Source organism: Micromonospora sp. WMMA1949 (assembly GCF_027460145.1).
GTDB lineage: Bacteria > Actinomycetota > Actinomycetes > Mycobacteriales > Micromonosporaceae > Micromonospora.
In genome coordinates this window covers 658,120-680,671 of record NZ_JAPZBG010000001.1, presented here as the reverse complement: position 1 = coordinate 680,671, position 22,552 = coordinate 658,120, and the positions used below count along the sequence as shown (strand labels likewise).

At 74.0% G+C, this 22,552-nt stretch carries 22 protein-coding genes; 6 read left to right on the top strand and 16 right to left on the bottom strand.

Features of this window, described 5'->3' with window-relative positions; translation table 11 throughout:
• Positions 1-48: 48 nt before the first annotated feature.
• Entirely contained in the window at positions 49-474 is a 426-nt protein-coding gene (locus O7607_RS02930) for a VOC family protein (protein ID WP_269700810.1), read from the top strand.
• Between the two features lie 28 nt (positions 475-502).
• On the opposite strand, the gene prfH is transcribed toward O7607_RS02930, so the two are convergent.
• On the bottom strand, positions 503-1,108 hold the full coding sequence (gene prfH / locus O7607_RS02925; protein ID WP_269700809.1) for a peptide chain release factor H: 606 nt from the start codon (positions 1,106-1,108) through the stop codon (positions 503-505).
• Positions 1,105-2,253 (bottom strand): RNA ligase RtcB family protein, encoded by a 1,149-nt coding sequence (locus tag O7607_RS02920; protein WP_269700808.1) that lies wholly within the window; start codon positions 2,251-2,253, stop codon positions 1,105-1,107. Before O7607_RS02920 ends, prfH begins: the two co-directional genes overlap by 4 nt.
• A gap of 218 nt (positions 2,254-2,471) precedes the next feature.
• Here O7607_RS02920 and O7607_RS02915 point away from each other — a divergent pair, with 218 nt between their 5' ends.
• Both O7607_RS02915 and O7607_RS02910 read left to right on the top strand, forming a co-directional pair.
• Entirely contained in the window at positions 2,472-3,230 is a 759-nt protein-coding gene (locus O7607_RS02915) for a peptidylprolyl isomerase (protein ID WP_269700807.1), read from the top strand.
• Between the two features lie 70 nt (positions 3,231-3,300).
• The gene (locus O7607_RS02910; protein WP_269700806.1) at positions 3,301-4,278 is read left to right on the top strand and encodes a DUF2804 domain-containing protein; all 978 of its coding nucleotides are present in this window, start codon (positions 3,301-3,303) and stop codon (positions 4,276-4,278) included.
• Between the two features lie 43 nt (positions 4,279-4,321).
• Here the strand turns inward: O7607_RS02910 and O7607_RS02905 are convergent, their stop codons facing one another.
• The 12 genes from O7607_RS02905 to O7607_RS02850 form a co-directional block, all read right to left on the bottom strand.
• Entirely contained in the window at positions 4,322-5,695 is a 1,374-nt protein-coding gene (locus tag O7607_RS02905) for a glycosyl hydrolase family 18 protein (protein WP_269700805.1), read from the bottom strand.
• 120 nt (positions 5,696-5,815) lie between these two features.
• Entirely contained in the window at positions 5,816-6,916 is a 1,101-nt protein-coding gene (locus tag O7607_RS02900; RefSeq protein ID WP_269700804.1) for an L-dopachrome tautomerase-related protein, read from the bottom strand.
• 88 nt (positions 6,917-7,004) lie between these two features.
• The gene (locus tag O7607_RS02895; RefSeq protein WP_269700803.1) at positions 7,005-9,266 is read right to left on the bottom strand and encodes a catalase; all 2,262 of its coding nucleotides are present in this window, start codon (positions 9,264-9,266) and stop codon (positions 7,005-7,007) included.
• 92 nt (positions 9,267-9,358) lie between these two features.
• Positions 9,359-10,021, bottom strand: coding sequence for a 4'-phosphopantetheinyl transferase family protein (locus O7607_RS02890; RefSeq protein ID WP_269700802.1), 663 nt, complete (start codon positions 10,019-10,021; stop codon positions 9,359-9,361).
• Positions 10,018-10,842 (bottom strand): metallophosphoesterase family protein, encoded by an 825-nt coding sequence (locus tag O7607_RS02885; RefSeq protein WP_269700801.1) that lies wholly within the window; start codon positions 10,840-10,842, stop codon positions 10,018-10,020. Before O7607_RS02885 ends, O7607_RS02890 begins: the two co-directional genes overlap by 4 nt.
• The gene (pip, locus tag O7607_RS02880) at positions 10,839-11,843 is read right to left on the bottom strand and encodes a prolyl aminopeptidase (RefSeq protein WP_269700800.1); all 1,005 of its coding nucleotides are present in this window, start codon (positions 11,841-11,843) and stop codon (positions 10,839-10,841) included. The genes O7607_RS02885 and pip overlap by 4 nt, the downstream gene beginning before the upstream one ends.
• Positions 11,844-11,886: 43 nt before the next feature.
• Positions 11,887-12,261 carry a hypothetical protein gene (locus tag O7607_RS02875; RefSeq protein WP_269700798.1) on the bottom strand — a complete coding sequence of 125 codons (375 nt, stop codon included), beginning with the start codon at positions 12,259-12,261 and terminating at the stop codon, positions 11,887-11,889.
• Between the two features lie 118 nt (positions 12,262-12,379).
• Positions 12,380-13,849 carry a hypothetical protein gene (locus tag O7607_RS02870; protein WP_269700796.1) on the bottom strand — a complete coding sequence of 490 codons (1,470 nt, stop codon included), beginning with the start codon at positions 13,847-13,849 and terminating at the stop codon, positions 12,380-12,382.
• 136 nt (positions 13,850-13,985) lie between these two features.
• Positions 13,986-14,948, bottom strand: a complete 963-nt coding sequence (locus O7607_RS02865) for an anti-sigma factor RsbA family regulatory protein (protein ID WP_269700794.1) — start codon at positions 14,946-14,948, stop codon at positions 13,986-13,988.
• Complete coding sequence (locus O7607_RS02860) at positions 14,945-15,772, bottom strand: MEDS domain-containing protein (RefSeq protein WP_269700792.1); 828 nt, start codon at positions 15,770-15,772, stop codon at positions 14,945-14,947. Before O7607_RS02860 ends, O7607_RS02865 begins: the two co-directional genes overlap by 4 nt.
• 23 nt (positions 15,773-15,795) lie before the next feature.
• Positions 15,796-16,905, bottom strand: coding sequence for a hypothetical protein (locus tag O7607_RS02855; protein ID WP_269700790.1), 1,110 nt, complete (start codon positions 16,903-16,905; stop codon positions 15,796-15,798).
• A gap of 212 nt (positions 16,906-17,117) precedes the next feature.
• Complete coding sequence (locus O7607_RS02850; RefSeq protein ID WP_269700788.1) at positions 17,118-17,633, bottom strand: 2'-5' RNA ligase family protein; 516 nt, start codon at positions 17,631-17,633, stop codon at positions 17,118-17,120.
• Between the two features lie 99 nt (positions 17,634-17,732).
• On the opposite strand from O7607_RS02850, the gene O7607_RS02845 reads away from it, so the two are divergent.
• The gene (locus O7607_RS02845) at positions 17,733-18,239 is read left to right on the top strand and encodes a mycothiol transferase (protein ID WP_269700787.1); all 507 of its coding nucleotides are present in this window, start codon (positions 17,733-17,735) and stop codon (positions 18,237-18,239) included.
• Here the strand turns inward: O7607_RS02845 and O7607_RS02840 are convergent.
• On the bottom strand, positions 18,226-19,203 hold the full coding sequence (locus tag O7607_RS02840; RefSeq protein ID WP_269700785.1) for a glycoside hydrolase family 88 protein: 978 nt from the start codon (positions 19,201-19,203) through the stop codon (positions 18,226-18,228). The genes O7607_RS02845 and O7607_RS02840 overlap by 14 nt on opposite strands.
• Before the next feature lie 122 nt (positions 19,204-19,325).
• Here O7607_RS02840 and O7607_RS02835 point away from each other — a divergent pair, with 122 nt between their 5' ends.
• Both O7607_RS02835 and O7607_RS02830 read left to right on the top strand, forming a co-directional pair.
• On the top strand, positions 19,326-19,703 hold the full coding sequence (locus O7607_RS02835; protein WP_269700783.1) for an SCP2 sterol-binding domain-containing protein: 378 nt from the start codon (positions 19,326-19,328) through the stop codon (positions 19,701-19,703).
• Positions 19,700-21,778 (top strand): amylo-alpha-1,6-glucosidase, encoded by a 2,079-nt coding sequence (locus tag O7607_RS02830; protein ID WP_269700781.1) that lies wholly within the window; start codon positions 19,700-19,702, stop codon positions 21,776-21,778. Before O7607_RS02835 ends, O7607_RS02830 begins: the two co-directional genes overlap by 4 nt.
• A gap of 21 nt (positions 21,779-21,799) precedes the next feature.
• Here O7607_RS02830 and O7607_RS02825 read toward each other — a convergent pair whose 3' ends face one another.
• On the bottom strand, positions 21,800-22,552 hold the full coding sequence (locus O7607_RS02825; RefSeq protein ID WP_269700779.1) for a Pr6Pr family membrane protein: 753 nt from the start codon (positions 22,550-22,552) through the stop codon (positions 21,800-21,802).

The window sequence follows — 22,552 nt, the reverse complement described above, 5'->3', positions numbered from 1 at the left end:
GGATTGGGCCGCGACCGGCGGGGCAAGTAGAGGCCGGAGGTGGTGACGATGACCGACGGACCGGGTCTGCGGCTGTGTCAGGTGGTGCTGGACTGCACCGACGCGCGCGCCCTGGCCGAGTTCTACCGCGTGCTGCTCGGCCTGGTCTACCGGTCCGGTGACGAGCCCCCGGCGGCCGGGGAACCCGACGTGCGTGGCCGGGACTGGCTGGTGCTGCGGACCGCGGAAGGCGTGCCGCAACTGGCCTTTCAGCAGGTCGACCGGCTGCCGGAGGCGACCTGGCCGGAGGGGGAGGTGCCGCAGCAGTTGCACCTCGACCTGACCGTGCCGTCGGTGGCCGAGCTGGAACGGCAGCACGAGCGGGTGCTTGCGCTCGGCGGGCGGCTGTTGCGGGACCGGTCCGACGACCCGGACGAGCCGTTACGGGTGTACGCCGACCCCGCCGGTCACCCGTTCTGCGTCTTCGTCGCCTGAGGCAGGGCGAGCACGGGTCACGGCCGCGTCAGGGCCGCTCCACCCGTACCGGGTCGCCGCGCACGAGGTCGTCGTGGATCCGCCAGCGGGCGTCGACGCCCGCGCGCCGGGCCGCCTCGTCGTCGGCGGCGATCCGCTGCCGCAGCAGCTCGACCGCGATACGGCGGTTGAGGTGCAGGTGCCGTTCGGTGTCCACGACCACGGTCCGGCCGGACGGGCGGTGCGTGGCGCGGACGGCGGTGCTCGCCTTGTTGCGGTGCTGGCCGCCCGGCCCGCCGGTGCGGCAGGGCACGAACTCCACGTCCGCCTCGTGGAACGGCGTTACCACCACCTCGGTCCGGCAGGTCCGCGCGGTGACGTACCAGTTCTTCCGGCCGTGACCCGTCCGGTACGGGCTGGGCGCCTGCCAGCAGAGCGTGCCGGTCCACCCGGCCGCGAACGCCTCCGCCCCGGCGCCGGTGATCCGGACCAGCACCGACCGGTACGTGCCGGCCCGGTCGCCGGGCACCGTCTCGACCCGCTCGGTACGCAGACCTCGCCGGGCCGCCTCGCCCTCCAGACGGGACAGCAGCCGGGCCAGCGCCCACGCGCACTCGGCGGGTCCGCGCCCGGCGGACAGCAGCAGCTCGGTCACCGGCGGCCCTTCCGGCGCTCGTCGCGGCGACCCGCGTCCGGCGTCTTGTAGGTGACGAGCGGAACCGTGGTGGTGACCGGCGTGGCGAGATCGTGCGCCACCAGGTCGCCGATCACCTGCTCGATGCGCTTGTACGCGGTGGGCGCCTCCTCGAACAGCAGCTGCCGGTCGCCGCACACCACGATCGAGCCGACCGGCGTACGCCGCAGTTCCTCGACCGTGTGCTTGGCGCGGCCCCGGCGCAGCGCGTCGGCGCGGGACATCTTGCGCCCGGCGCCGTGCGCCACGGAGTAGCCGGCGTCCGGCCCGGCGTGCGCGGCCACCAGGTAGGAGGGCGTGCCACGGGTGCCGGCGATCAGCACGTCCCGTCCGTCGCCCGGCGCCGCGCCCTTGCGGTGCAGGTAGTGCCCGTCGCGGATCTCGACCAGGTTGTGGCACTGGTCGACGACCGGTTCGGTGGGTTCGGCGCCGAGCGCGTACGCGACCCGCGCGGCCAGCAGCCGCCGGTTGAGCGAGCCCCAGCGCACCGCCGCGTCGTGCCGGGCCAGGTAGGCGTCCGGGTCGGGCGCGGGACCGGCGCCGTGCGCCTCGGTGTGCTCGCGCAGGATCCGCTCGCCCAGCCCGCGCGAGCCGGAGTGCACCACGAGGACCAGGTCACCGGCGTCCAGCCCGAGCCGCGCGGCGTGCCCCGCCGCGAGGATCGGCCCGACGCGCGCCAGCTCGACGAAGTGGTTGCCGCGCCCGACGGTGCCGAGCCCGTCGAGGTGACCGGCCGGGATCTCGCCGTCCAGCACCGACCAGGCCGGGTCGTCGTCGTCCGGGTCGAGCGCCCGGTCCAGGTCGGGGAACCGGGCGGCGAGCCGTTCCGGTACGACCCGGCGCACCGCGATCGGGAAGACCGCGATGCCGCATCCGATGTCGGAGCCGACGAGGAACGGGTAGAGCACGGTCGAGGACATGGCGGCGCCGATCGGCGCGCCCTTGCCGGGGTGCAGGTCGGGCATGGCGGCGACGTGCGCCATGCCGTCGAGGGCGGCGACCTGACGGCACTGGTCGAGCGCGGCGGACTCGATCCAGCTGCCGGGGGAGGAGAAGACGGAGACGGTGGCGGGCACGACGGCCCGCCCGGAGGGGTACGCGGACACAGACGCTCGATTCTGCGGAAAGAGAAGCGGGAACGGCAGGCGGCGAGGAGGGGCCTGCGGGCTGGGTGCGATCCGTCAGAACGTCATGCCGATCACCTTCTCGGAAGCGGCGCGGGCCGGCAACCGACTTTCGACCCGCCGAGCGCCCGCGTCGACATCGGATGACCTGATCCATAGACTCCGGTCGTTCTGGTACCACGAGTCCAGGGAGGACCACCGTGTCGAGCGAAACCCGAACGCACGCCGCCTTACCCCTGCTGGCCCGCCTCGCCGGGGTGAGCGTGGCCGCCGCGACGATCGTCGCCGCCGCCGGTGTCGCCGCGACCGCGGCGCCGCCCGCCGATCCCGCGCCCACCAAGGGGCCGTGCGCGTACACGCCGACGCCGGACGAGCCGGCCGCCCGGCCGGTGCCGCTGCCGCCGGACCCGCGCCGTACGCCGGACCGGGGCACCGTGCGGGTCACGCTGCGCACCAACCAGGGGCCGATCGGGCTGACGCTGGACCGCGAGCAGGCGCCGTGCACCGTGCAGAGCTTCCTGCACCTGGTCCGCAAGCGCTTCTACGACCGGACGCCCTGCCACCGGCTCACCGCGTACCCGACGCTGACCGTGCTGCAGTGCGGCGACCCGTCCGGCACCGGCTCGGGCGGCCCGGGCTACCGCTACCGCGACGAGCTGCCCACCGACCTGCCGCCCGCGCCGACCGACCCGACCGGTGTACGCCGCCTGTACGCGCGCGGCACCCTGGCCATGGCCAACGCCGGCCCGGACACCAACGGCAGCCAGTTCTTCCTGGTCCAGGCCGACTCGGCGCTGCGCCCGAACTACACGGTGTTCGGCCAGGTCGACGCGGCCGGGCTGGCCACGCTGGACCGGATCTCGGCCGGCGGCATCGCGCCCACCCCGGAGGATCCGGCGCCGGTCGACGGCGCCCCGGCGGTGCCGGTGGAGATCTGCCGCGCCAAGCAGGGCCGCTGACGTAACGGCCCGGCGGGACGGCTGCCGAGGCCGCCCGCCGGGCCCGCGTCGCCGCCGGTAGCCTGCGGCGATGACGCATGAGCGGGAGATCACCGAGCCGGTCGACCTGTGCCGGCCGGACGGGCGGCTGAACCCGGACGCGGTCGGCTGGAGCCGCCGGCCGCTGCACCGGGCGAACCTGCGCGGCTGGGGCCGGGCCAAGCGGTGGGAGCACTGGGGCGTGGTCACACCGACGCACATCCTCGGCCTGGTCGTGTCGTCGCTCGACTACGCCGGGGTGCAGAGCCTCTACCTGCTCGACCGGAGCACCGGCCGGGAGACGACTGCGGAGGCGGTGGTGCCGCTCGCCCGGGGTACCGTGCTGCCGCCGGTCAGCGGCGCCGGTCCGGTCCGGGCCCGGGGCGGGAAGCTGACCGTCGCGGTGGACCAGGGCCCGGACGGCAGCACCGTGCGGGCGACCGCGCCGGGCGTCGAGGTGGACCTGACCGTGCCGCTGCCGGCGGGGCACGAGTCGCTCGGCGTGGTGGTGCCGTGGAGTACCCGACGGTTCCAGTACACGGTCAAGGACATCGGCCGGCCGGTGCACGGCACGATCACCGTGGACGGCACGGCGTACCCGGTGGGGGAGGGGTCGTACGCGGCGCTCGACCACGGCCGGGGCAAGTGGCGGTACGCGGTGCGGTGGAACTGGGCGGCCGGCAGCGGGCCGGGCCGGTCGATCCAACTCGGCGGCAAGTGGACCGACGGCACCGGCTCGACCGAGAACGCGGTCTTCGTCGACGGGCGGCTGCACAAGATCGGCGCCGATCTGACCTGGGAGTACGACACCGCCGACTGGCTGCGGCCGTGGCGGATCACCGGCGACCGGGTGGACGTGACGTTCCACCCGTTCCACGAGCGGGTGGCGCGTACCAACCTGCTCGTGCTGGCCGGCGAGACGCACCAGTGCTTCGGGCACTTCACCGGCTGGGCGGCGACCGACGACGGCGAGCGCGTGGATCTGGACGGCCTGGTCGGCTGGGCCGAGGAGGCCCGCAACCGCTGGTGAGGCCGGTCCCCGCCGGGCCGGGCCGCCCGGCGGGGACGCCCGCTCAGGCCGGCAGCCGCCAGACCTGGTTCGCGCCGCCGAAGCAGTCCCAGATCTGCAGCCGGGTGCCGTTGGCGGAGCTGTTGCCGGTGGCGTCCAGGCAGCGGCCCGACGCCGGGTTGCGCAGCGTGCCGTTGCTCTGGGCCGCCCAGACCTGGGCCCCGGTGCCGTTGCAGTCCCAGAGCTGGATCGTGGTGCCGTTCGCGGTGCCGGCGCTCGTCACGTCCAGGCACTTGCCCAGAGCGCGCAGCGTGCCGTCACCGGCGACGGTCCAGCTCTGCGCGGCGGTGCCGTTGCAGCCGTACAGCTGGATCGCGGTGCCGTTCGCGGTGCTCGCGGCCGCGACGTCCACGCAGGCGCCGCCGATGCCGGTGATCGGCCCGGTACGCCCGGACGGCGGCGGGTTGCCGCCGCCGGTGACGGTGTCGTAGATCGCGCTGACCAGTGAGGTCGAACCGGTGGTGTCCTGCGACAGCTCCCAGTTCATCATCCCGCCGGCGTTCGCCATGGCCCACTGGGTCTTGCGCTTCACCGTCGGTACGCCGTTGTAGCACTGCTGCGCGCCACCCACTGTGGTGCAGTCCCGGTTGGCGTTCGCCGGGTCCATGCCGACCAGCGCGGAGTAGGTGTAGTAGCCGGGCCGGCTGTAGAAGGGCACGCCCAGCACCGCCTTGGCGGCGGGCAGGCCGCGCGACTTCCACCTGTTGATGCTGGCGATCGACCAGTCGTAGTTGGCGTGCGGGCTGCCGCCGTCGTACGCCATGATGTTCAGCCAGTCCACCGAGCCGAAGACGGCGGTGGGCACGCCGTCGACGTAGTAGCCCTCCGAGACCACGGCGGCGGTGAGCAGTTTGCCGCGGCTGCGCAGGGCGCTGCCGAGCTGCTGCATCAGCAGCGTGTAGTTGTTCGCCGAGGCGCCCGGGTCGGGGTACTCCCAGTCCATGTCGACGCCGTCGAGGTTGTACTGGTTGACGAAGGCGATCAGGTTGTTGACGAACGCGGTGCGCGTGCCGGAGTTGGCGGCGAGCGCCTCGAACGCGGAGTCGTCGCCGTCGTTCCAGCCGCCGACGGCGATGGAGACCTTGACGTTGTTGGCGTGCCCGAGCGACACGAGTGAGGAGAGCTTGCTCGGGTTCTCCACCGGGCGCAGGCTGCCGTCGCCGTTGGGGAGCACGAACGCGTAGTTGATGTGGGTGAGCTTGCCGTACTGGATGGTGTTGACGTTGCCGCTCCAGGAGGGCATGTAGCCGACGCTCTTGAAGTTGTTCGGCAGCACCACCGCCTCGGCGGCGGTGGGGGCGAGTGTGAGCGTCGTGGCGGTGGTGGCCAGCGCGAGCGCACCGGCGGCCAGGCGCCGCCGGAGGTGAGGTCTGGGCATCGAGGGCCTTCCCGGGGACGGGGGCGGATGGGGTGTTCCTCGAGGTGGCCCGAATATTAAATAGTATTAACTAAGTCGTCAACGACGCACTTCGATACGTGACGCGGCATGCGCCCTCGGTCAGCGCAGCAGTACCGGCCCGGCACCGATCGGCACCCGGAACAGCGCGTACGGCTTGCGCCGCAGATCACGTCCACCCTGGTAGGTCGCCTGCCGGTGCAACTGGTTCGCGGTGACGTAGAGGTGGCCGTCGACGGCGACCGACATGGTGTCCGGCCACAGCAGGCGCGGATCGTGCACCACTGTCTCGAACTCCCCGTCCGGGCGGCGCCGCAGCACCGCGTTGTGCTCGTACGCGGTCAGGTAGAGCGCCCCGGAGTCGTCGGTCTCCAGACCGTCGGAACCGGTGCCCTTGTCGCCCTCGTCCACCACCGTGGCGGCGACCTGCTCGTCGCCGAGCGACCTGTCGGCCAGCGCGTCGGTGGCCACGCTGTACCAGCGGCGCGAGGCGAGCGGGCAGTAGTACAGCCGGGCGCCGTCGGCGGAGATCGCGATGCCGTCCGAACCCATCGACACCGGCTTCGCCGGCCCGTCCGCCGGGCGTTGCAGGAACGGCCGCCCCTCCACCACCGGCCGGAACGCCGACAGCGGCTCGGCCTTGGTGGACGGATGCTCGTGCAGCCGGCGCCAGGACTCCCCGGTGGCGAGGTCCACCACGATGAGGCCGTTCGGACCGGAGTCGGAGGAGTCGGTGATGTAGGCCAGACCCGCCTCGCCGCGGCGCAGGTCGAACCGGACGTCGTTGAGGTACGTCGTGGGCAGCGCCACGTCGGCCGGAAAGGTGATCACCTGCCCGACGGAGTCGGTGTCCAGGTCGACGCGGACCAGCTTCGGCCCGCCCGGCTTCGTGGGCTGGAACATCGGGCTGCCGGTGTCGAGCACCCAGAAACGGTCGGCCGGGTCGACCACGATGCTCTGCACCGAGACGAACGCGCCCGCGTCGTCGTCGCCGGACGGGTCGTTCCAGCCCTGATCGGGGAACGGCACCTCACGGCCGTCGCGCAGTTCGACCACCGTGGCCGGCACCTCGTCGCCCCATTTCGGGAAGTTGACGAAGATCCGGCCGGTGTGCGACACGCTCACCCCGGTCGGCATCGCCCCGGTGAAGGTGTGCACCAGTTCCAGCTCGCCGACCGGTTCGTCGGCCACAGGCCCGTTCATCCACTGCTCGTTCCCGGGCGGGGCCGCGGCAAACGTGGGCGTGGGGGCGGTCCCGGATCCGGGACCGCCCCCACGCACTTCGACGAGATCAGGCGACCGAGGCCGGGAACCTCTCCCAGACCCGGTGCGCCGCCATCAGCCGCTGCACCTCGGCGAGCACCTCGGCACCGGAACCACCGGTGACCACGCCGGGCGTGCCGGTGACGCCGGCCTGGTTCAGCACCTCGGCACCGGCGCCCCAGGCGCCGATCACCTTGGCGTGCCGCCACGCCTCCTCGACCAGCAGGAGCACCCGCGGATCGACGGTGGCCCCGCCCGGTGCGCCGGCCTTGGCGTCGCGGGCCGGCAGCGCGTCCGGCGCCGGGGCCGGGGCGCCGGCCAGCAGCACCGCGTCGAACTCGACCGAGCGGCCGGTGGCGAACGTGCGCTGCACCGGCAGCCCGTCGACGGTGCCGCCGTGCGCGGCGATCAGCAACGGCACCATGCCGGCGGCGGCCACCGCCCGGCGTACCTCGTGCACGTCGTCCAGGCCGGCCTGGGCGTCGACCACGATGCCGACCATCCGGCCGTCGGCCGGCCACTCCCGGCCCACCTGGGACAGCGCCGGGCTGGGCTGCACCTCCGCCAGCGGCACGGTGGGCTGCGGCACGGGCAGGCCCAGGCCGATCGCCACCTGCTCGCACAGCACCGGGTCCACGTTCGCCAGGCACTGCAGCTGCCGCTCCTTGATCGCCTGGTGGTAGCACTTGCCCAGTTCGAACGTGTACGCCCGGATGATGTGTTCCTTCTCCACCGGCGACATGCTCTGCCAGAACAGGCGTACCTGGCTGTAGTGGTCGTCGAAGGAGGCCGGCGAAGCACGCACCTTCGGCGCCTCGGCCACCGTCACCGGGGTGTCCACGAACGCGTGCTCCCGGTCGCCGGCCGGGAACGGGTTGCCGCCGTCGAGCGAGTTCGGCCGGTACGGCGCCACCCCGGCGTGCACCGCGTGCTGGTGGAAGCCGTCACGCAGCATGTCGTTGACGTCGGCGTGCGGCCGGTTGATCGGGATCTGGGTGAAGTTCGGCCCGCCCAGACGGGTGAGCTGCGTGTCCACGTACGAGAAGAGACGGCCCTGCAGCAGCGGGTCGTTCGTCACGTCGATGCCCGGCGGCAGGTGCCCGACGTGGAACGCCACCTGCTCGGTCTCGGCGAAGAAGTTCCGCGGCGTCTTGTTCAGCGTGAGCTTGCCGATCGGCTGCACCGGCGCCAGCTCCTCCGGCACGATCTTCGTCGGGTCGAGCAGGTCGATCCCGGCGAACGTCTCCTCCGGCGTGTCCGGGAAGACCTGGATGCCCAGCTCCCACTCCGGGTACGCGCCGGCCTCGATCGCGTCGTACAGGTCGCGGCGGTGGAAGTCCGGGTCCATGCCGCTGATCAGCTGGGCCTCCTCCCAGGTCAGGGAGTGCACGCCCAGCTTCGGCTTCCAGTGGAACTTGACCAGCACCGTCGCCCCGGCCTCGTCGACCATGCGGAACGTGTGCACGCCGAAGCCCTCCATGGTCCGGTAGGACCGCGGGATGCCCCGGTCGGACATGTTCCAGATGGTGTGGTGCTGCGCCTCGGTGTGCAGCGAGACGAAGTCCCAGAACGTGTCGTGCGCGCTCTGCGCCTGCGGGATCTCCCGGTCCGGGTGCGGCTTGCCCGCGTGGATGACGTCCGGGAACTTGATCGCGTCCTGGATGAAGAACACCGGGATGTTGTTGGCGACCAGGTCGAACGTGCCCTCGTCGGTGTAGAACTTGGTGGCGAAGCCCCGGGTGTCGCGGACCGTGTCGGCCGAGCCGCGCGAGCCCAGCACGGTGGAGAAGCGGACGAAGACCGGCGTCTCCCGCCCCTTCTTCAGGAAGCCGGCCCGGGTCACCTCCTCGGCGGTGCCGTACGCGACGAACGTGCCGTGCGCGCCGGCGCCCCGGGCGTGCACCACCCGCTCCGGGATCCGCTCGTGGTCGAAGTGGGTGATCTTCTCCCGCAGGTGGTGGTCCTGGAGCAGGACCGGGCCGCGCGGACCGGCCTTGAGCGAGTGGTCGGTGTCGCGCAGCCGGGCCCCGTTGGCCGTGGTGAGGTACGCGCCCTGCTGCCCCTTGGCGATCTTCGGCACGCCGGTCTCGGCGCCGGTCGGGGTCCGGGTGTCCGGCGCGCCCTGCTCGGCCTTGGGCGGCAGCGGGCCGTGCGGCGTGGTCGGCTCCTCCAGCGGTGGCGGCGCGCTGCCGGGAGCGCCGGGCACGTCCGGAGTCAGCGCGTCACCGACCTTCTCGACGGCGGCTTCGACGACACCCTTGACGATCTGGGCGGGCTTGCTGGATTCCATCAGGACCTGTCCTCCTACAGCTAAATGTCCAGGCCCCTTCGGCCCTACCCCAGCTCGGGGCGGGCAAACCGGAACAATCGCGGTATCGCTGGTCAGGACCGGTGCGGTACGGCCACGGCGGTGAGCAGCAGCCCACCGTCTACCAGCCAGCGGCCGTCCAGGACGTCCAGCGGCGGGCCGCCGTCGGCGCGGGTGCCGTCGACCAGGATCCGGGCGGTGAACCGGCCGTCCCGGTCGAAGGTCAGCTCCGCCTCCTCGAACCCGAGCCAGCGCCCGGTCAGCGGGTACCACGCCTTGTAGACCGACTCCTTGGCGCTGAACAGCAGCCGGTCCCAGTGCGTCGCCGGGTCGGCGGCGCGCAGCACGGCCAGCCGCTCCGGCTCACCCGCCACGGTGACCACCCCGGCCACCCCGTCGGGCAGCGGCTCGTGCGGCTCGGCGTCGATGCCCAGACCGGCCAGCGCCCCGGCCGGGGCCACCGCCGCCGCCCGGTAGCCGGTGCAGTGGGTGATGCTGCCCACCACGCCGGCCGGCCAGACCGGCTCCCGGCGGGGCCCGGGGCGGATCGGCGCCGGGGCGTACCCGAGGCGGGCCAGCGCCTCCCGCGCGCAGCGCCGGGCCGTGACGAACTCCTGGCGGCGCGTGGCCACCGCGCGGGCCACGAGGTCCTCCTCGCCCGGGTACGGCGTCTCGCCCGGCCGGTCGGCGAACGCCTCCACGGCCATCGCCCCGGCCGGCAGCAGCGTGCCGATCATCCGAGGATCCGCTTCATCGGCGCCGGCTCGCCGCCCCGGCGCCGCCACTCGCGCGGGTAGCCCAGCGAGACCTCCTCGAACCGCACGCCGTCGTAGTGCGTGGTGCGGGGAATGTGCAGGTGGCCGTAGATCGCGACGGCGGCGCGGTGGCGTACGTGCCAGTCGGCCGTCCGGTCGGTGCCGCACCACTGCGCGAACTGCGGGAACCAGAGCACCTCGGTGGGCTGCCGCACCAGCGGCCAGTGACTGACCAGCACCGTGGGCAGCGCCGGGTCGGTGGCCTCCAGCCGCCGCCGGGTCACCTCCAGCCGCGCCGCGCACCAGGACTCCCGATCCGGGTACGGGTCGGGGTGCAGCAGCATCTCGTCGGTGCACACCACACCGGCGTCGTACGCCGCGCGCAGCGACTCCTCCTTGGTCGCGGTGCCGGGGGCGCGGAACGAGTAGTCGTAGAGCAGGAACAGCGGCGCCACGGTGACCGGCCCGCCCGCGCCCCGCCACACCGGGTAGTCGTCCTCCGGGGTCAGCACGCCCAGCTCGCGGCACATCGCGACGAGGGCGTCGTAGCGGGCCACGCCGCGCAACGTCACCGGGTCCTTCGGGTGGGTCCACAGCTCGTGGTTGCCCGGCGCCCACACCACCCGCGCGAACCGGTCGCGCAGCAGCCGCAGCGTCCGTTCCACGTCGGCGAAGACCTCGCCGACGTCACCGGCCACGATCAGCCAGTCGTCCGCCGTCTCCGGTCGCAGGCCGTCCACCACCGCGCGGTTCTCCGCGTACGACACGTGGAGGTCACTGACCGCGTACAGCGCACCCGTCACCCGGCCGATCCTGCCAGCGGCGCTTCCGGATGACCAGGCTCGCCGGCCGGGCTCTCCACCCGCGCGGTCACCTCGTCGAGCGCGCGCAGCACCTCCCGGGTCACGGCCGGCTCGGCGGCGGAGTGCCCGGCCTCCGGCACGATCCGCAGCGTCGCCTCCGGCCACCGGCGGGCCAGGTCGTACGCGGACACCGGCGGGCAGCACAGGTCGTAGCGGCCGTTGACGATCACGGCGGGCAGGTGCCGGATCCGATCCACGCCGTCGAGCAACTGGCCCTCGGTCAGGAAGCCGCCGTTCACCGCGTAGTGCGACAGGATCCGGGCCACCGGCAGCGCGTGCTCGTCGGCGGTGAAGTGGGCGAGCATCTCCGGGTCGGGCCGCAGCGACGAGTTGACCGCCTCCCACCGGCCCCAGGCCCGCGCGTACTCCCGGGCCCGCGCCTCGTCCGGGCCGTGCAGCCGCCTGTGGTACGCGGCCAGCACGTCGTCGCGTTCGTCCGCCGGGATCGGCGCGACGAACCGCTCCCACTCCTCGGGCTGGAGGTGGCGCAGCCCGCCCTGGTAGAACCAGTCCCGTTCGCCGCGCCGCAGCAGCAGCACACCGCGCAGGACCAGGCCGGTCACCCGCCGCGGGTGCGCCTGCGCGTACGCCAGGCCGAGCGTGGTGCCCCACGACCCGCCGAACACCAGCCAGGAGCCGATGCCCAGCCGCTGCCGGATGGTCTCCAGGTCGGACACCAGATGCCAGGTGGTGTTGGCGCGCACCTCGCCGTGCGGGGTGCTGCGGCCGGCGCCGCGCTGATCGAACAGCACGGCCCGGTGGCGTGCGGGGTCGAAGAACCGGCGGGCCGCGGGCACCAGGCCGCCGCCGGGCCCGCCGTGCAGGAACACCACGGGTACGCCGTCGCGCCGGCCGACCTCCTCCACGTACAGGACGTGGCCGTCACCGACCGGGATCCAATGGGTGGCGTACGGCTCGACGGGCGGGTGCAGGCCGGTCATGCCCGCTCATTCTGCCCGCCGAGGGGCCTCCCGGTGGTCCCGGTCAGCAGGCGACGTTGCCGCCGAGGTTGTCCAGCAGCGCGTCTGCGACCCAGCCGGACTTGCCGGTGGTGACGTCGCGCAGGTAGGTCCAGGTGTAGGTGGTGTGGCCGTTCGCGGTGACCCGGTCGCCGCTGGCGAAGCAGTGGAAGTCGACGGTGTGGCTGAGCTGGCCGTACCCGACCGACCCGCAGGTGGTGTGCGGGCCGGTGCGGATGTTGACGTTCGTGGCGTTGAACAGCTGGCCGAACTTGCTGTCCACGTTGGAGTGCGAGTGGCTGCATCCGGCGCTCGCCGGTCCGGCCGAACCGACCAGCACGGCGCCCGCCGCGGCGACGGTCAGGACGACGGAGGCGCCGATGGAGGAGATCTTCCGCATGCCCGTCAACTCCCGCAAAAGGATCGAGATGCACCAGCAGAACGATCCAAATATTTGCATAGAGCAAGCTCGATGAGCAAGATGCGGTGCCGCCGGCCCGGCCGGCGGCACCGAACGCTCAGGTGGTCGCCGGTACGCCGTTGTCCGTACCCGTGGTCTCCACCTCGGGCACCCCGCGCGGAGCAGGCGTGCGGACCGCGAACGCGTCGAAGCTCGGCCCGTCCAGCCGCTCGACGAAGGGCTCGATGGCCGGCGGCTCCGACCGGTCCGGCTCGATCGCGTCCGGCTCGGTCCGCCCGTCCACGGCCCGGGGCGCCACCTCGGCCGGGACGGCGATCGCCGGGCGCACCGACACCTGCGGGTACTCGGCGGTCTCGCCACCGCCCGCCGCGGCCGCCATGACCGCCGCCGCGGCCAGGTCGGCGACCCGCTTGGCCTCCCGCTGCACCCGGGCCCGGGTCTCCTTGGCGTGCTGCTCGGCCAGGTCCGCCGCGCGCCGCGCCTCGTCCAGCCGCTTGCTCTCCGCCGCCAGGTCCCGGCGTACGCCGACCAGCCGCTCCTCCAGCTCCGCGCCGGTCTGCTCGATCGTCGCGATCTCCTGGCGGGTGTCCTCCAGCTGCCGGGACACCGTCTCCAGCTCGGCCTTGAGCCCGGTCAGCGTCTCCTGCCGCTGCTGGATCTCCCGCTGTACGCCGGCCAGCTGCTCCTGGTGCGCCGCCGTCTCCTCGTCGGCCCGCTCCCGGACCTCGTTGGCGTACTGCTGCGCCTCGGCGACCAGCGCGGCGATGTCCTTCTCCGCGGCGGCGGCCCGGTCGGCCAGCTCCTGCTCGGCGGCGGCCCGCCGCTCGTCCAACTCCTTGGCCATGGTGGCCTGCCACTGGGCCAGCTCCTGCTGCGCCTTGCTGCGGTTGGCTTGGACCTCCTGCTGGATCTGCGTCCGCGCCGCCTTCACCAGCGCCTCGGACGCCGAGCGCGCCTGCTCGACCTGCTGCGCGCTCTGCTCGGTGATCCGCTTCGCCTCCTGCTGGGCCCGGTCGTGCACGGCCTGGCCCTCGGCGCGCAGCTTCTCCGCCAGCTCCCGCACGGCGGTCAGTTCCGCCTGCGCGGCGGCCCGCCGCTCCTCGTCCACCCGGTCCTGCTCGGCCCGGCGGGCGGACAGCTCCTCGTCCAGCTCACGCCGCTCCCGCGCGGCCTGCTCCTGCGCGGCGGCCAGCAGCTTCTCCGCCTGCCCCTGGACCTCATCCGCGCGCCGGTTGGCCACGTCGGTGATCTGGCCGGCCTGCTTCTCGGCCAGGTCCAGGATCTGGTCGACCATCGGGCCGAGGTCGCGGAAGGACGCCCGGTCCACCGGCGACGGGCGGTCGCGCAGCTCCACCGCCTCGGCCTGTGCCCGCTGCACCTGCGCGGTCAGGTCGCGCACCTGCGCGTACGCCCGGTCCCGCGCGGCGGTCAGCGCGCTCACCTCGGCGTCGATCTGCTCGACGTACCGGTCCACCTGGCGTTTGTCGTAGCCGCGCAACGCGGGGTCGAACCGCGGCCGCGCGGACAGGTCGTCATGGGGTGCGAACGGCTCGGCACCGTTGGACATGCGCCATCCTCCGTCGGTTCGCCAGCGCCAGGCCGGCGGATGACCGCCCCGCAGGGCACGATGAGGCGCTACGGTACCGCGTCCGCGCGCGAGGCTCGCCCCACCCCGCCCCCCTGCCCGCCGACCGGCGTCGGGGTCAGACCGGGAAGTGCGGGTTCCCCGCCGTCAGACGGATGGTGAAGCCGCCCGCGTCCCTGTGGTACGTCACGTGGTCGCAACTCTGGTGGCTGATCCACAGGCCCAGCCCGCCGTCGGAACCGTCACCGGCCGGCAGCAGCCCGGCGTACGGGTCCTTGGGGCCCGTCCCCCGATCGTGGACGGTCACCACGATCCGGTCCGGCGCGCGCCACAACCGCAGGCGCACCGGCGGCTCGCCGTGGCGCAGCGCGTTGCTGACCACCTCGCTGACCGCGATGACCAGGCCGTCGAGGCCGTCGGGCGGCAGCAGGCCACGGTCGGCGGCGCGGACCTCCGCGCGGGCCCGCGCCGGCGTCGGGTCGACCAGCTCGACCAGCGGCGCGGTCCGCTGCACCGGGTCCGTGGGCGCCGGGCGGTACTCGGTCAGGTAACTCGTCGGCTCGGTGTAGAGACCGGCCGGCTCGTGCCCGCCGTCCGGCCGCGCCACCAGGGGATGGGTACGCGCCACATCGGCGAGCACGTGCGCGGGCGTGCCCCGGCGGTCGTAGGCGCAGATGCCCCAGAGCGGGAAGTCGTCGTAGGCGTGGTTGATCGCCGACTCGTAACGCGCCCACCAGTCCCAGGTCGCGCCGAGCAGCACCGGAGGCAGCGCGCCCACCATCCGGATCTGCGCCGCGCCCGCCGCCACGTACGAGGCCAGCAGCTCGCGGTAGGAGCGCAGGGCGACGCTGGGCCGGGCGTAGACGTCGCCGACCGGCAGGAACGTCACATCGGCACCCGGCGGCAGCGCCCGGCGCACCAGTTCGGCGTTGCGCTCGTCCAGGTTCACCGCCGTCGGCTCGCCGGCCGCGACCCCGTCCATCAGGAACGGCAGCGTCACAGCCAGCAACTCCTCGTCGGAGTCGTAGACGAACGCCTCGTGGAAGTAGCCCACGTGGCCGGAGGCCGCGCCGCTCCTCATCCGACGACCTCCACCCGTACCTCGGACAGGCCGAGCAGGTCGACCAGCCGGGCCGGGACCCGGCTGGGGGTGCGCAGCACCGCGACGGCGTCGTGCCGGCGGGCGTGGTCGCGCAGGTGCAGCAGGCTGCGGTGGTCGACGAAACGCAGCCCGGCGGCGTCGAACACGACCCGGCCCGCCACCGGCCGCGGGTCGGCACGCTCCAGCGCGGCGGCGAAGTCCCGGTGGTTGGACGGGTCCAGCTCGCCGGCCAGCGCCACCACCGAGTCGTCGCCGCCGGCGTGCAGCCGGAACAGCACGTCCGCGTTGGTCTCCGGGTGCAGGCAGGCCAGCTCGGCGATCGCCGCGTCGTCCAGCTGCCGGCGGTCGTAGGCGCAGATCGCCGACATCGGCCGGTGCCGCATCCAGTGGTCGATCCGGTGCTCGTAGCGGGCGAACGCGTCCCGCTGGGCGGTGGTGCGGACCAGGCTCGTCGCCTCGGCCAGCACCCGCAGGCCGGTGTGCCCGGCGGTCAGCGCCTCGGTGGTGGCCCGCACGTACGCCCGGACCTGCCGGCCGGGGTCGACGATCTCGTCGTGCCGGTACGCCTCGCCGACGGGAACCAGCCGGAGCGCGTCCCGCCGGCGCGCGGCGTCGACCCCGGGAACCGAGGCCAGCCAGCCGGCGACGGTGGCGCGATCCTCCGGATAAACCACCCAGACCTGCTCACCGGCGGCGAGACCGGCGCTTACCTGCTCGACCGCCAGCGCGCGCAGCGTGGCCGGGTCGTCGTAGGCGAGGCAGCCATGGGTGTAGCCCGGGTACGTCACGCTCCCGCTGGTCACCGGCTCCGCCTCATGGGCGCAGTCTATGCCGCGCCCCCCTGGAGATCGCGCCAGGCCGTGGCCTCGAGTGGCGGGTCACCCAGCTCGAACTCGGCCCAGTTGTTCCAGTACGCGATCGCGTCCACGTCGTTCTGCTGCCGCAGCCAGGTGACGTGCTCCCGGATCGTCCGAGCCCGGCCCGCACCGGTGGTGTCCGCGGCGATGCGGCTCAGCCCGTACTCGGGCACCAGCAGCCGGATCCCCGGGTACGCCGCGCGCACCTTGCCGAAGGCCACGCCGAACATCCGGGAGGCGGGCCAGTACGCGGCGGTGTCCCGGGAGTAGCAGTCCACGCCGTAGTGGGTCATGCCCGGGTAACCCCAGTCGGCCGGGTTGCCGCGCCCCTCGTCGAGCCAGTAGCGGGTCACGATCGGCCCGTGCCCGAGCACCCACCGCCGGTTGCGGTGCGCGGCCACGATCTGGGTCACCCGGCTCGCCGTCGCCCGGTACGTCGCCGGCGCCACGTCGCCCATCGGCTCGTGGTACCAGGTCAGGTAGATCGGGCGGGCCACGCCGTCGAGCCAGCCGGCCAGCTGCTCGACGTCGTCCTTCCAGCTGACGTGCATGACGGCCGAGGGCGCGTCGGCGAACTTGCCGGTGGTCAGCGCGGGCAGTTCCGGCAGCGCGTCCGCGTCCGGGCCGTCGGTGCCGAAGTCGCGCATGTAACGGATGCCCGGGTAGTCGGCCACCGCCCGCTGCGTCCGCGCCCCCTTCTCGGCGCTCATCCCGACCAGCAGCGGCACGGTCAGCGTGGTGGTGCCCGTGCCGGTGCGTCCGGCGCCGTCACGCGCCGTCGCGGTCAGCGTCACCGTGCCCCGGCCGGCCAGCACGGTGACTGTGAAGCGGCCCGGTTCGGCGCCGCTCGGTGTGACTGTCACTCCCGGCGAGGCGCTGGCGAGCTGGATCGTCAGCGGGACGCTCAGGTCCACCCGGACCGGGCTGTCCCAGGTGACGCCGGTGGGGTCGCTGACCCGGCCGGCGAGCGTCAGCAGCCGGGAGTCGGGGTGGTAGGCGTCGACCCGGACGGTGGTCGACTGCCCGGGCAGCAGGACGGTGTGGTCGGCGGTGACGGAACGGACGACGGGTGCGGCCATGAGGCTCTCCTTCGACGTGCTTCGCTGCCGCTCCGGCCGCACGTCTTCGGGGGGCCAGAATGGCTCTGACCTGCGCTTTTGCCAGCTTGCGTCGGTTCGGCCCCGATCGTCAGGGCGGCCGCAGATGGCGCGAAACCCGGTCGCCGCCGAGCTGTCCCGCCCGCATCCTGGTCCGATGCCGATCATCGTGCGGGACCTGCGCGTACCGGTGGTCAGGGCAGGGGGTGGGAGATGTCGCGGGCGTGGTCGGCCACCGCCGCGCCGACCACCGTCGCGGTCAGCGGCAGCACCTCCAGGCAGCGCCGCACCGCCGCGCCCATCAGCGGGTTCGGCACCCGCATGGACAGCGTGCAGTGCGGCACCCAGCGGCCGGGGCGGTAGTGCTCCACCACCTCGACGCCGGCCCGCGCCAGCCGGTCGTGCACGTGGGCGTGGTGCGCCAGCAGCTCGCCCGTCGGCGCCGGACCGAGCCAGAGCACCCGCCCGACGAACTGCCCGGCGTGCTGGAACTCCAGCCGCAGCGGCGCGGCCACCACCGTTCCGGCGAGCGCCTCGGCGACGCGGTGCGGGTCCAGGCGGGGCGCGACCGCCAGCGAGACGTGCGGGCGGTGCCGTTGCGCCAGCAGCGACCGCATGCTCGGCACCCCGTCGGACTCCAGCAGATCCCACAGCACCCGGATCCGCCGGGTGGCGTCGGTGTCCAGATACAGCTCCAGCGCCGCGACCACGCGATCACCCTAGAGGCGGTGCCCGCGCCGAGGTTTGCCGGGCACGCTGCGCGGTACTGCCCGAGGGTACGCACGAGACGGCAGGGGAGTGAGGCGCGCGTGGACGCGAAGGACGTGCTGACCGAGGCGTACGGGCGGTTGCCCGATCTGGTCGCCGGGGCGCTCGACGGGCTCGACGCGGCCCAGCTGCGGCAGGCGCCGGCCGACGGGGCGAACCCGGTCGGCTGGCTGGTCTGGCACCTGACCCGGATCCACGACGACCACGTCGCGGACGTGATGGGCGAGCCGCAGCTCTGGGCCACCGGCGACTGGGCGCCGCGGTGCGGCCTGCGGCCCGACCCCGCCGACACCGGCTTCGGGCACGGCCCGGAGCAGATCGCGGCGGTACGCCCCGAGAACGGCGACGTTCTGCTGGACTACCACCGGGCGGTGGTGGACCGGAGCCTCGCGTACCTGCGCGGGCTGAGCGCGGCCGACCTGGACCGGATCGTCGACGAGAACTGGGATCCGCCGGTGACGCTCGGCGTGCGGCTGGTGAGCGTGCTCGACGACGACTTCCAGCACGTCGGTCAGGCCGCGTACGTGCGCGGGCTCATCCTGCGCTGAGTGCCGCACCGGCCCGGCGCAGCGCGGCGTGCCCGAGCAGGTGACACGCCTGCGCCTCGGGCGAGGTGCCGGGGCGCTCGAAGTCCGGCGCCCCGCTGACCCCGGTCACCCGCCCGTACGCGTCGATGCCCCGGGCGGCGGCCGCGAGCAGGTCCGCCCCGACCTCGAACCACGACCGGGCCAGCCACCCGTCGGCCACCCCGCTGAGGGCCGCGTACCCGAGCAGCTGGGCGGTGTTCGCCTCGCGGAACGCGTCCGGCTCGTCCAGCACGTCGGGGAACAGGCCGTCCGCGCCCCGGTACGCGAGGCAGGCGCTCAGCACCTCCTCGGCGTGCCCGGCCAGCTCGGCGCGGAGGCCGCCCGGCCAGTCCGGCGCGAGCCGCAGCGCGCGGGCGATCCCGGCGACCACCCAGCCGTTGCCGGTGCCCCAGGGCCCGGGCCGGTCCAGCTCGTCCCGGTCCTCGTCCCAGCGGGCGGCGTACAGGCCGGTACGTGCGTCGTGCAGCCGTCGCCGGTGCCCCTCGACCTGCGCGGCGGCCGCCTCGGTCCGGCCGGTGAGCGCCAGCAGCGGCACCACCATGTAGATCGTGTCCGCCCACACCTGGCGGCCGTCGAGCAGGTGGAACAGCGTGCCGTCGGCGGCCCTCGGCGCCCGGCGGGCCAGCCAGTCGAGCTGGGCGTCCAGCGCCGCCGCGTACCGTCGGTCGCCGGTGCTCCGCGCGGCGTGCCGGACCACCTCGCCGCAGGCGGCGCCGTTCACCGCGCCCACCGAACCGGCCGGCTCGCCGAGCCGCCCGTCCGGCCGTTGCCGGGTCACCGCGGCGTCGGCGACCAGCACGGCGGCCTCGTCCAGGCCCAGGTCGAGCAGCGCCTGCCCGAGGATCCCCTGCTCCCAGGACTCACGCTGCATGGTCAGCAACGCGAGCAGCACCCGGTCGGCGGTGGCGTCCCCGGTCGTCGGCATGGCCGCAGGGATACCCGCCGCGGCGCCGCGCCTCACCCGGACCGGGTGAGTTCGTCTCACCCGCAGGACGGGGACGCTGCGGGACGAGCGGCGCCGGCCGCGACCACCGACGAGGAGGCCCGATGAGTGTCTCGGCCGTGGAACACCTGACCCGCGGGACCGCCGGCCGGCACCCGGAGCTGCCCGAGACCACCTCCGGCACCATCCGCCTGGACCTGCGCGACGACGGACACACCGAGCACTGGTACCTGACCGTCGACCGGCAGGACGTCCGGGTGGACCGCCTGGCCGACGAGGCCGACCTGGTGGTCGGCGCGAACCGGGAGGTTTTCGACCGGATCGCGGCGGGGTGCCTGCACCCGGCCGCCGCGCTGCTGCGCAACGACCTCGTCGCGCAGGGCGACCTCAGACTGTTGATGACGCTGCGCCGGATCTTCCCCGGCCCGCCGGACGCGCGGGATCCCCGCGACGTGGCCGACCGGCGGGCGGCGGCGCGATGAGGCAGGAGCTGGTCCACGTCGTCGCCGGCAACGCGTTCGCGATGAGCGACGCGCAGGGCGACATGGAGCGCGACCCGTCCGCCCCGATCGGCCTGTTCTCCTTCGACACCCGGTTCCTGTCCCACTGGGTGCTCACCGTCGACGGCGAGCGTCTGCACGCGCTGTCCCGCGACGACCTGACCTACTTCGAGACCCGCTTCGTGCTGGTGCCCGGCGCGGCCAGCCACTACGTGGACGCCGACGTCTCGGTGATCCGGCACCGGTCGATCGACGAGGCGTACCACGAGAGCCTCACGGTGCTGAACCACTCGGCCGAACCCGCCCAGTACACGGTGCGGGTGGAGATGGCTGCCGACTTCGCCGACACCTCCGAGATCCTGCGGCCCGGCCCGCGGCGCCCGACGGTCGTCCCGGAGCCGGAGCACCAGCGGCTGCGGATCCGGTACGAGCGCGGACGGTTCGCGCGGGAGACGTGTGTCTCCAGCACCGTCCCGGCCGAGGTGGACCCGCGGGGGATGACCTTCCGGATCCGTGTCGAACCGCAGGGCAAGTGGCACGTCGACCTGCACGTCGTCATGATCATCCAGGGTGCCGGAGGGCGGGACCTGCGGGCCGGCATCGAGTCGCACCGCCGGCACGTCCGGCAGGACATGCGCGACGAGCTCGAGCGGTGGCTCGACCGGGCGCCGCACCTGTTCGCCGACCGGCCCGCGCTGTCCGCCGTGTACCGGCAGGCGCTGACCGACCTGGCCGCCCTGCGCTACATGCCGCTGGCCTACACCGACCGGGTGCCGGTCGGCGGGATGCCGTGGGCGATGACGCTGTACGGGCGGGACACGCTGATCACCTGCCTCCAGACGCTCGCGTTCACGCCCGAGCTGACCCCGGGCACGCTGCGCATGCTGGCGATGCTGCAGGGCGGCCGGCTCGACGACCGGCGTGAGGAGGAGCCCGGCAAGATCGTCGCCGAGCTGCGGTACGGCGAGGCGGCGGCGTTCGACGAGCAGCCGACGGCGCTCTACTACGGAGCGGCCGACACCACGCCGCTGTTCGTGATCCTGCTCGACGAGTACGAACGCTGGACCGGCGACGCCGACCTGATCCACGAGTTGCGGCACCCGGCCCGGATGGCGCTGGACTGGCTGACCCGGTACGGCGACCTGTGCGGCGACGGCTACCTGCGCTACCTGCCGCGCAACACGGTCAACGGGGTGGCGAACCAGACCTGGCGCAACTCGCCCGAGGCCATCGTCGACCGGCACGGCGTCCAGCCGCCGTACCCGCGCGCCACCTGCGAGCTTCAGGGGTACGCGTACGACGCGCGGATCCGGGGCGCCCGCCTGGCCCGGGAGTTCTGGGGTGACCCGGCCTACGCCGAGCGCCTGGAGGCCGACGCCGCGCGGCTGCGGGAACGGTTCAACAGCGACTTCTGGCTGCCGCAGCGGGGCTACTACGCGCTCGCGCTCACCCCGGACGGCGAGCCGGTCGACGCGCTCACCTCGCACCTCGGGCACCTGCTGTGGAGCGGCATCGTGGAGCCGGACCGGGCCGACGCGGTGGCCGGGCACCTGTGCGGGGAGGACCTGTTCTCCGGCTGGGGCGTGCGCACGTACGCGCAGGGGCAACTGCCGTACAACCCGGTCGGCGCGCACCTCGGCGCGGTGTGGCCGTCGGACAACGCGATCGTCGCGGCGGGCCTGCGGCGGTACGGCTACGACGAGGAGGCGGCCGACGTCGTCGCCGGCGTGTTCGCGATGGCGGAGACGCTCGGCGGTTCGGTCCCGGAGTCCATCGCCGGCTATCCCCGCACGCTGACCAAGTATCCGGTCCAGTTGCCGGACGCCGGGCGACCGCAGTCGTGGGCCTCGGGCGGGCTGCTGATGCTGCTGGCGACCATGCTGGGGCTGCGGCCGTGCGGGGAGAACCTGCTGGTGAATCCGTCCGTCCCGGCCGGTTTCGGACGGATCGAGCTGCTGGACGTGCCGGGCCGGTGGGGACGGGCCGACTCGTACGGCCGGGAACGCGGCGCGGGCCGGCGGATGCGCGTGGGGGAGCCGGCCCACCGGGCCGCCTGACCCGCTGACCCGACGGGCCGCTCAGCCCGAGCCGGTGGTCTCCCGCATCGCCGGCTCGGACCCGGCCGGCCCGGAGTCGGCCGGATCGGACCCGGTCGGCTCGGACATCGGCGGCTGCGCCGGCCCGGCCGCAGACGGATCGGCGCGCCCGATCCGGGCGAGCAGCCGGTCCACGCCCACGAACAGCAGGCCCAGCAGCCAGAACACCGCGGCGAACCCGGTCGCGCTGATCGCCACCCCGGCGTAGCCCAGCTCGCCCGCGTCGATGAACGGGTACGGGTAGCGGTCCACGATCAGGCCACGTACCAGCGCGAACCCGAGGTACCCGAGCGGGAACACCAGCCACCAGGCGGCGTACCGGGGGCGCAGCCGGCCGCGCCTGTCGAACAGCGCCCAGTCGGCGACCGCCAGCAGCGGCACCACCGTGTGCAGGAACTGGTTGCCCCACCACTCGCCCGGTTGCCGGTCCGGCTGGGTCATGGCGAACGGGCTGGCCGGGTTGGCCAGCACCAGGTGGTAGACGGTGCCGGTGATGGTGATGTAGAGGGTCACCGCTCCCTTGAGGACGCTCGGCGGCTCCGGCCGGCCGCGCAGCGCGCACCAGGCGGCGTACCCGGCGAGGACGCCGACCGCGACGTTGCTCTGGATGGTGAAGTACGGCAGCAGGCCGGTCACCGTGGCCGGGCCGAGCGCGGTGAGCACGATGCCGGCCAGCACGGCGAGCACCAGGGTGAGGCGGAGGAGGATCGCCGGTAGACGGCGCCGGGGGGTCAC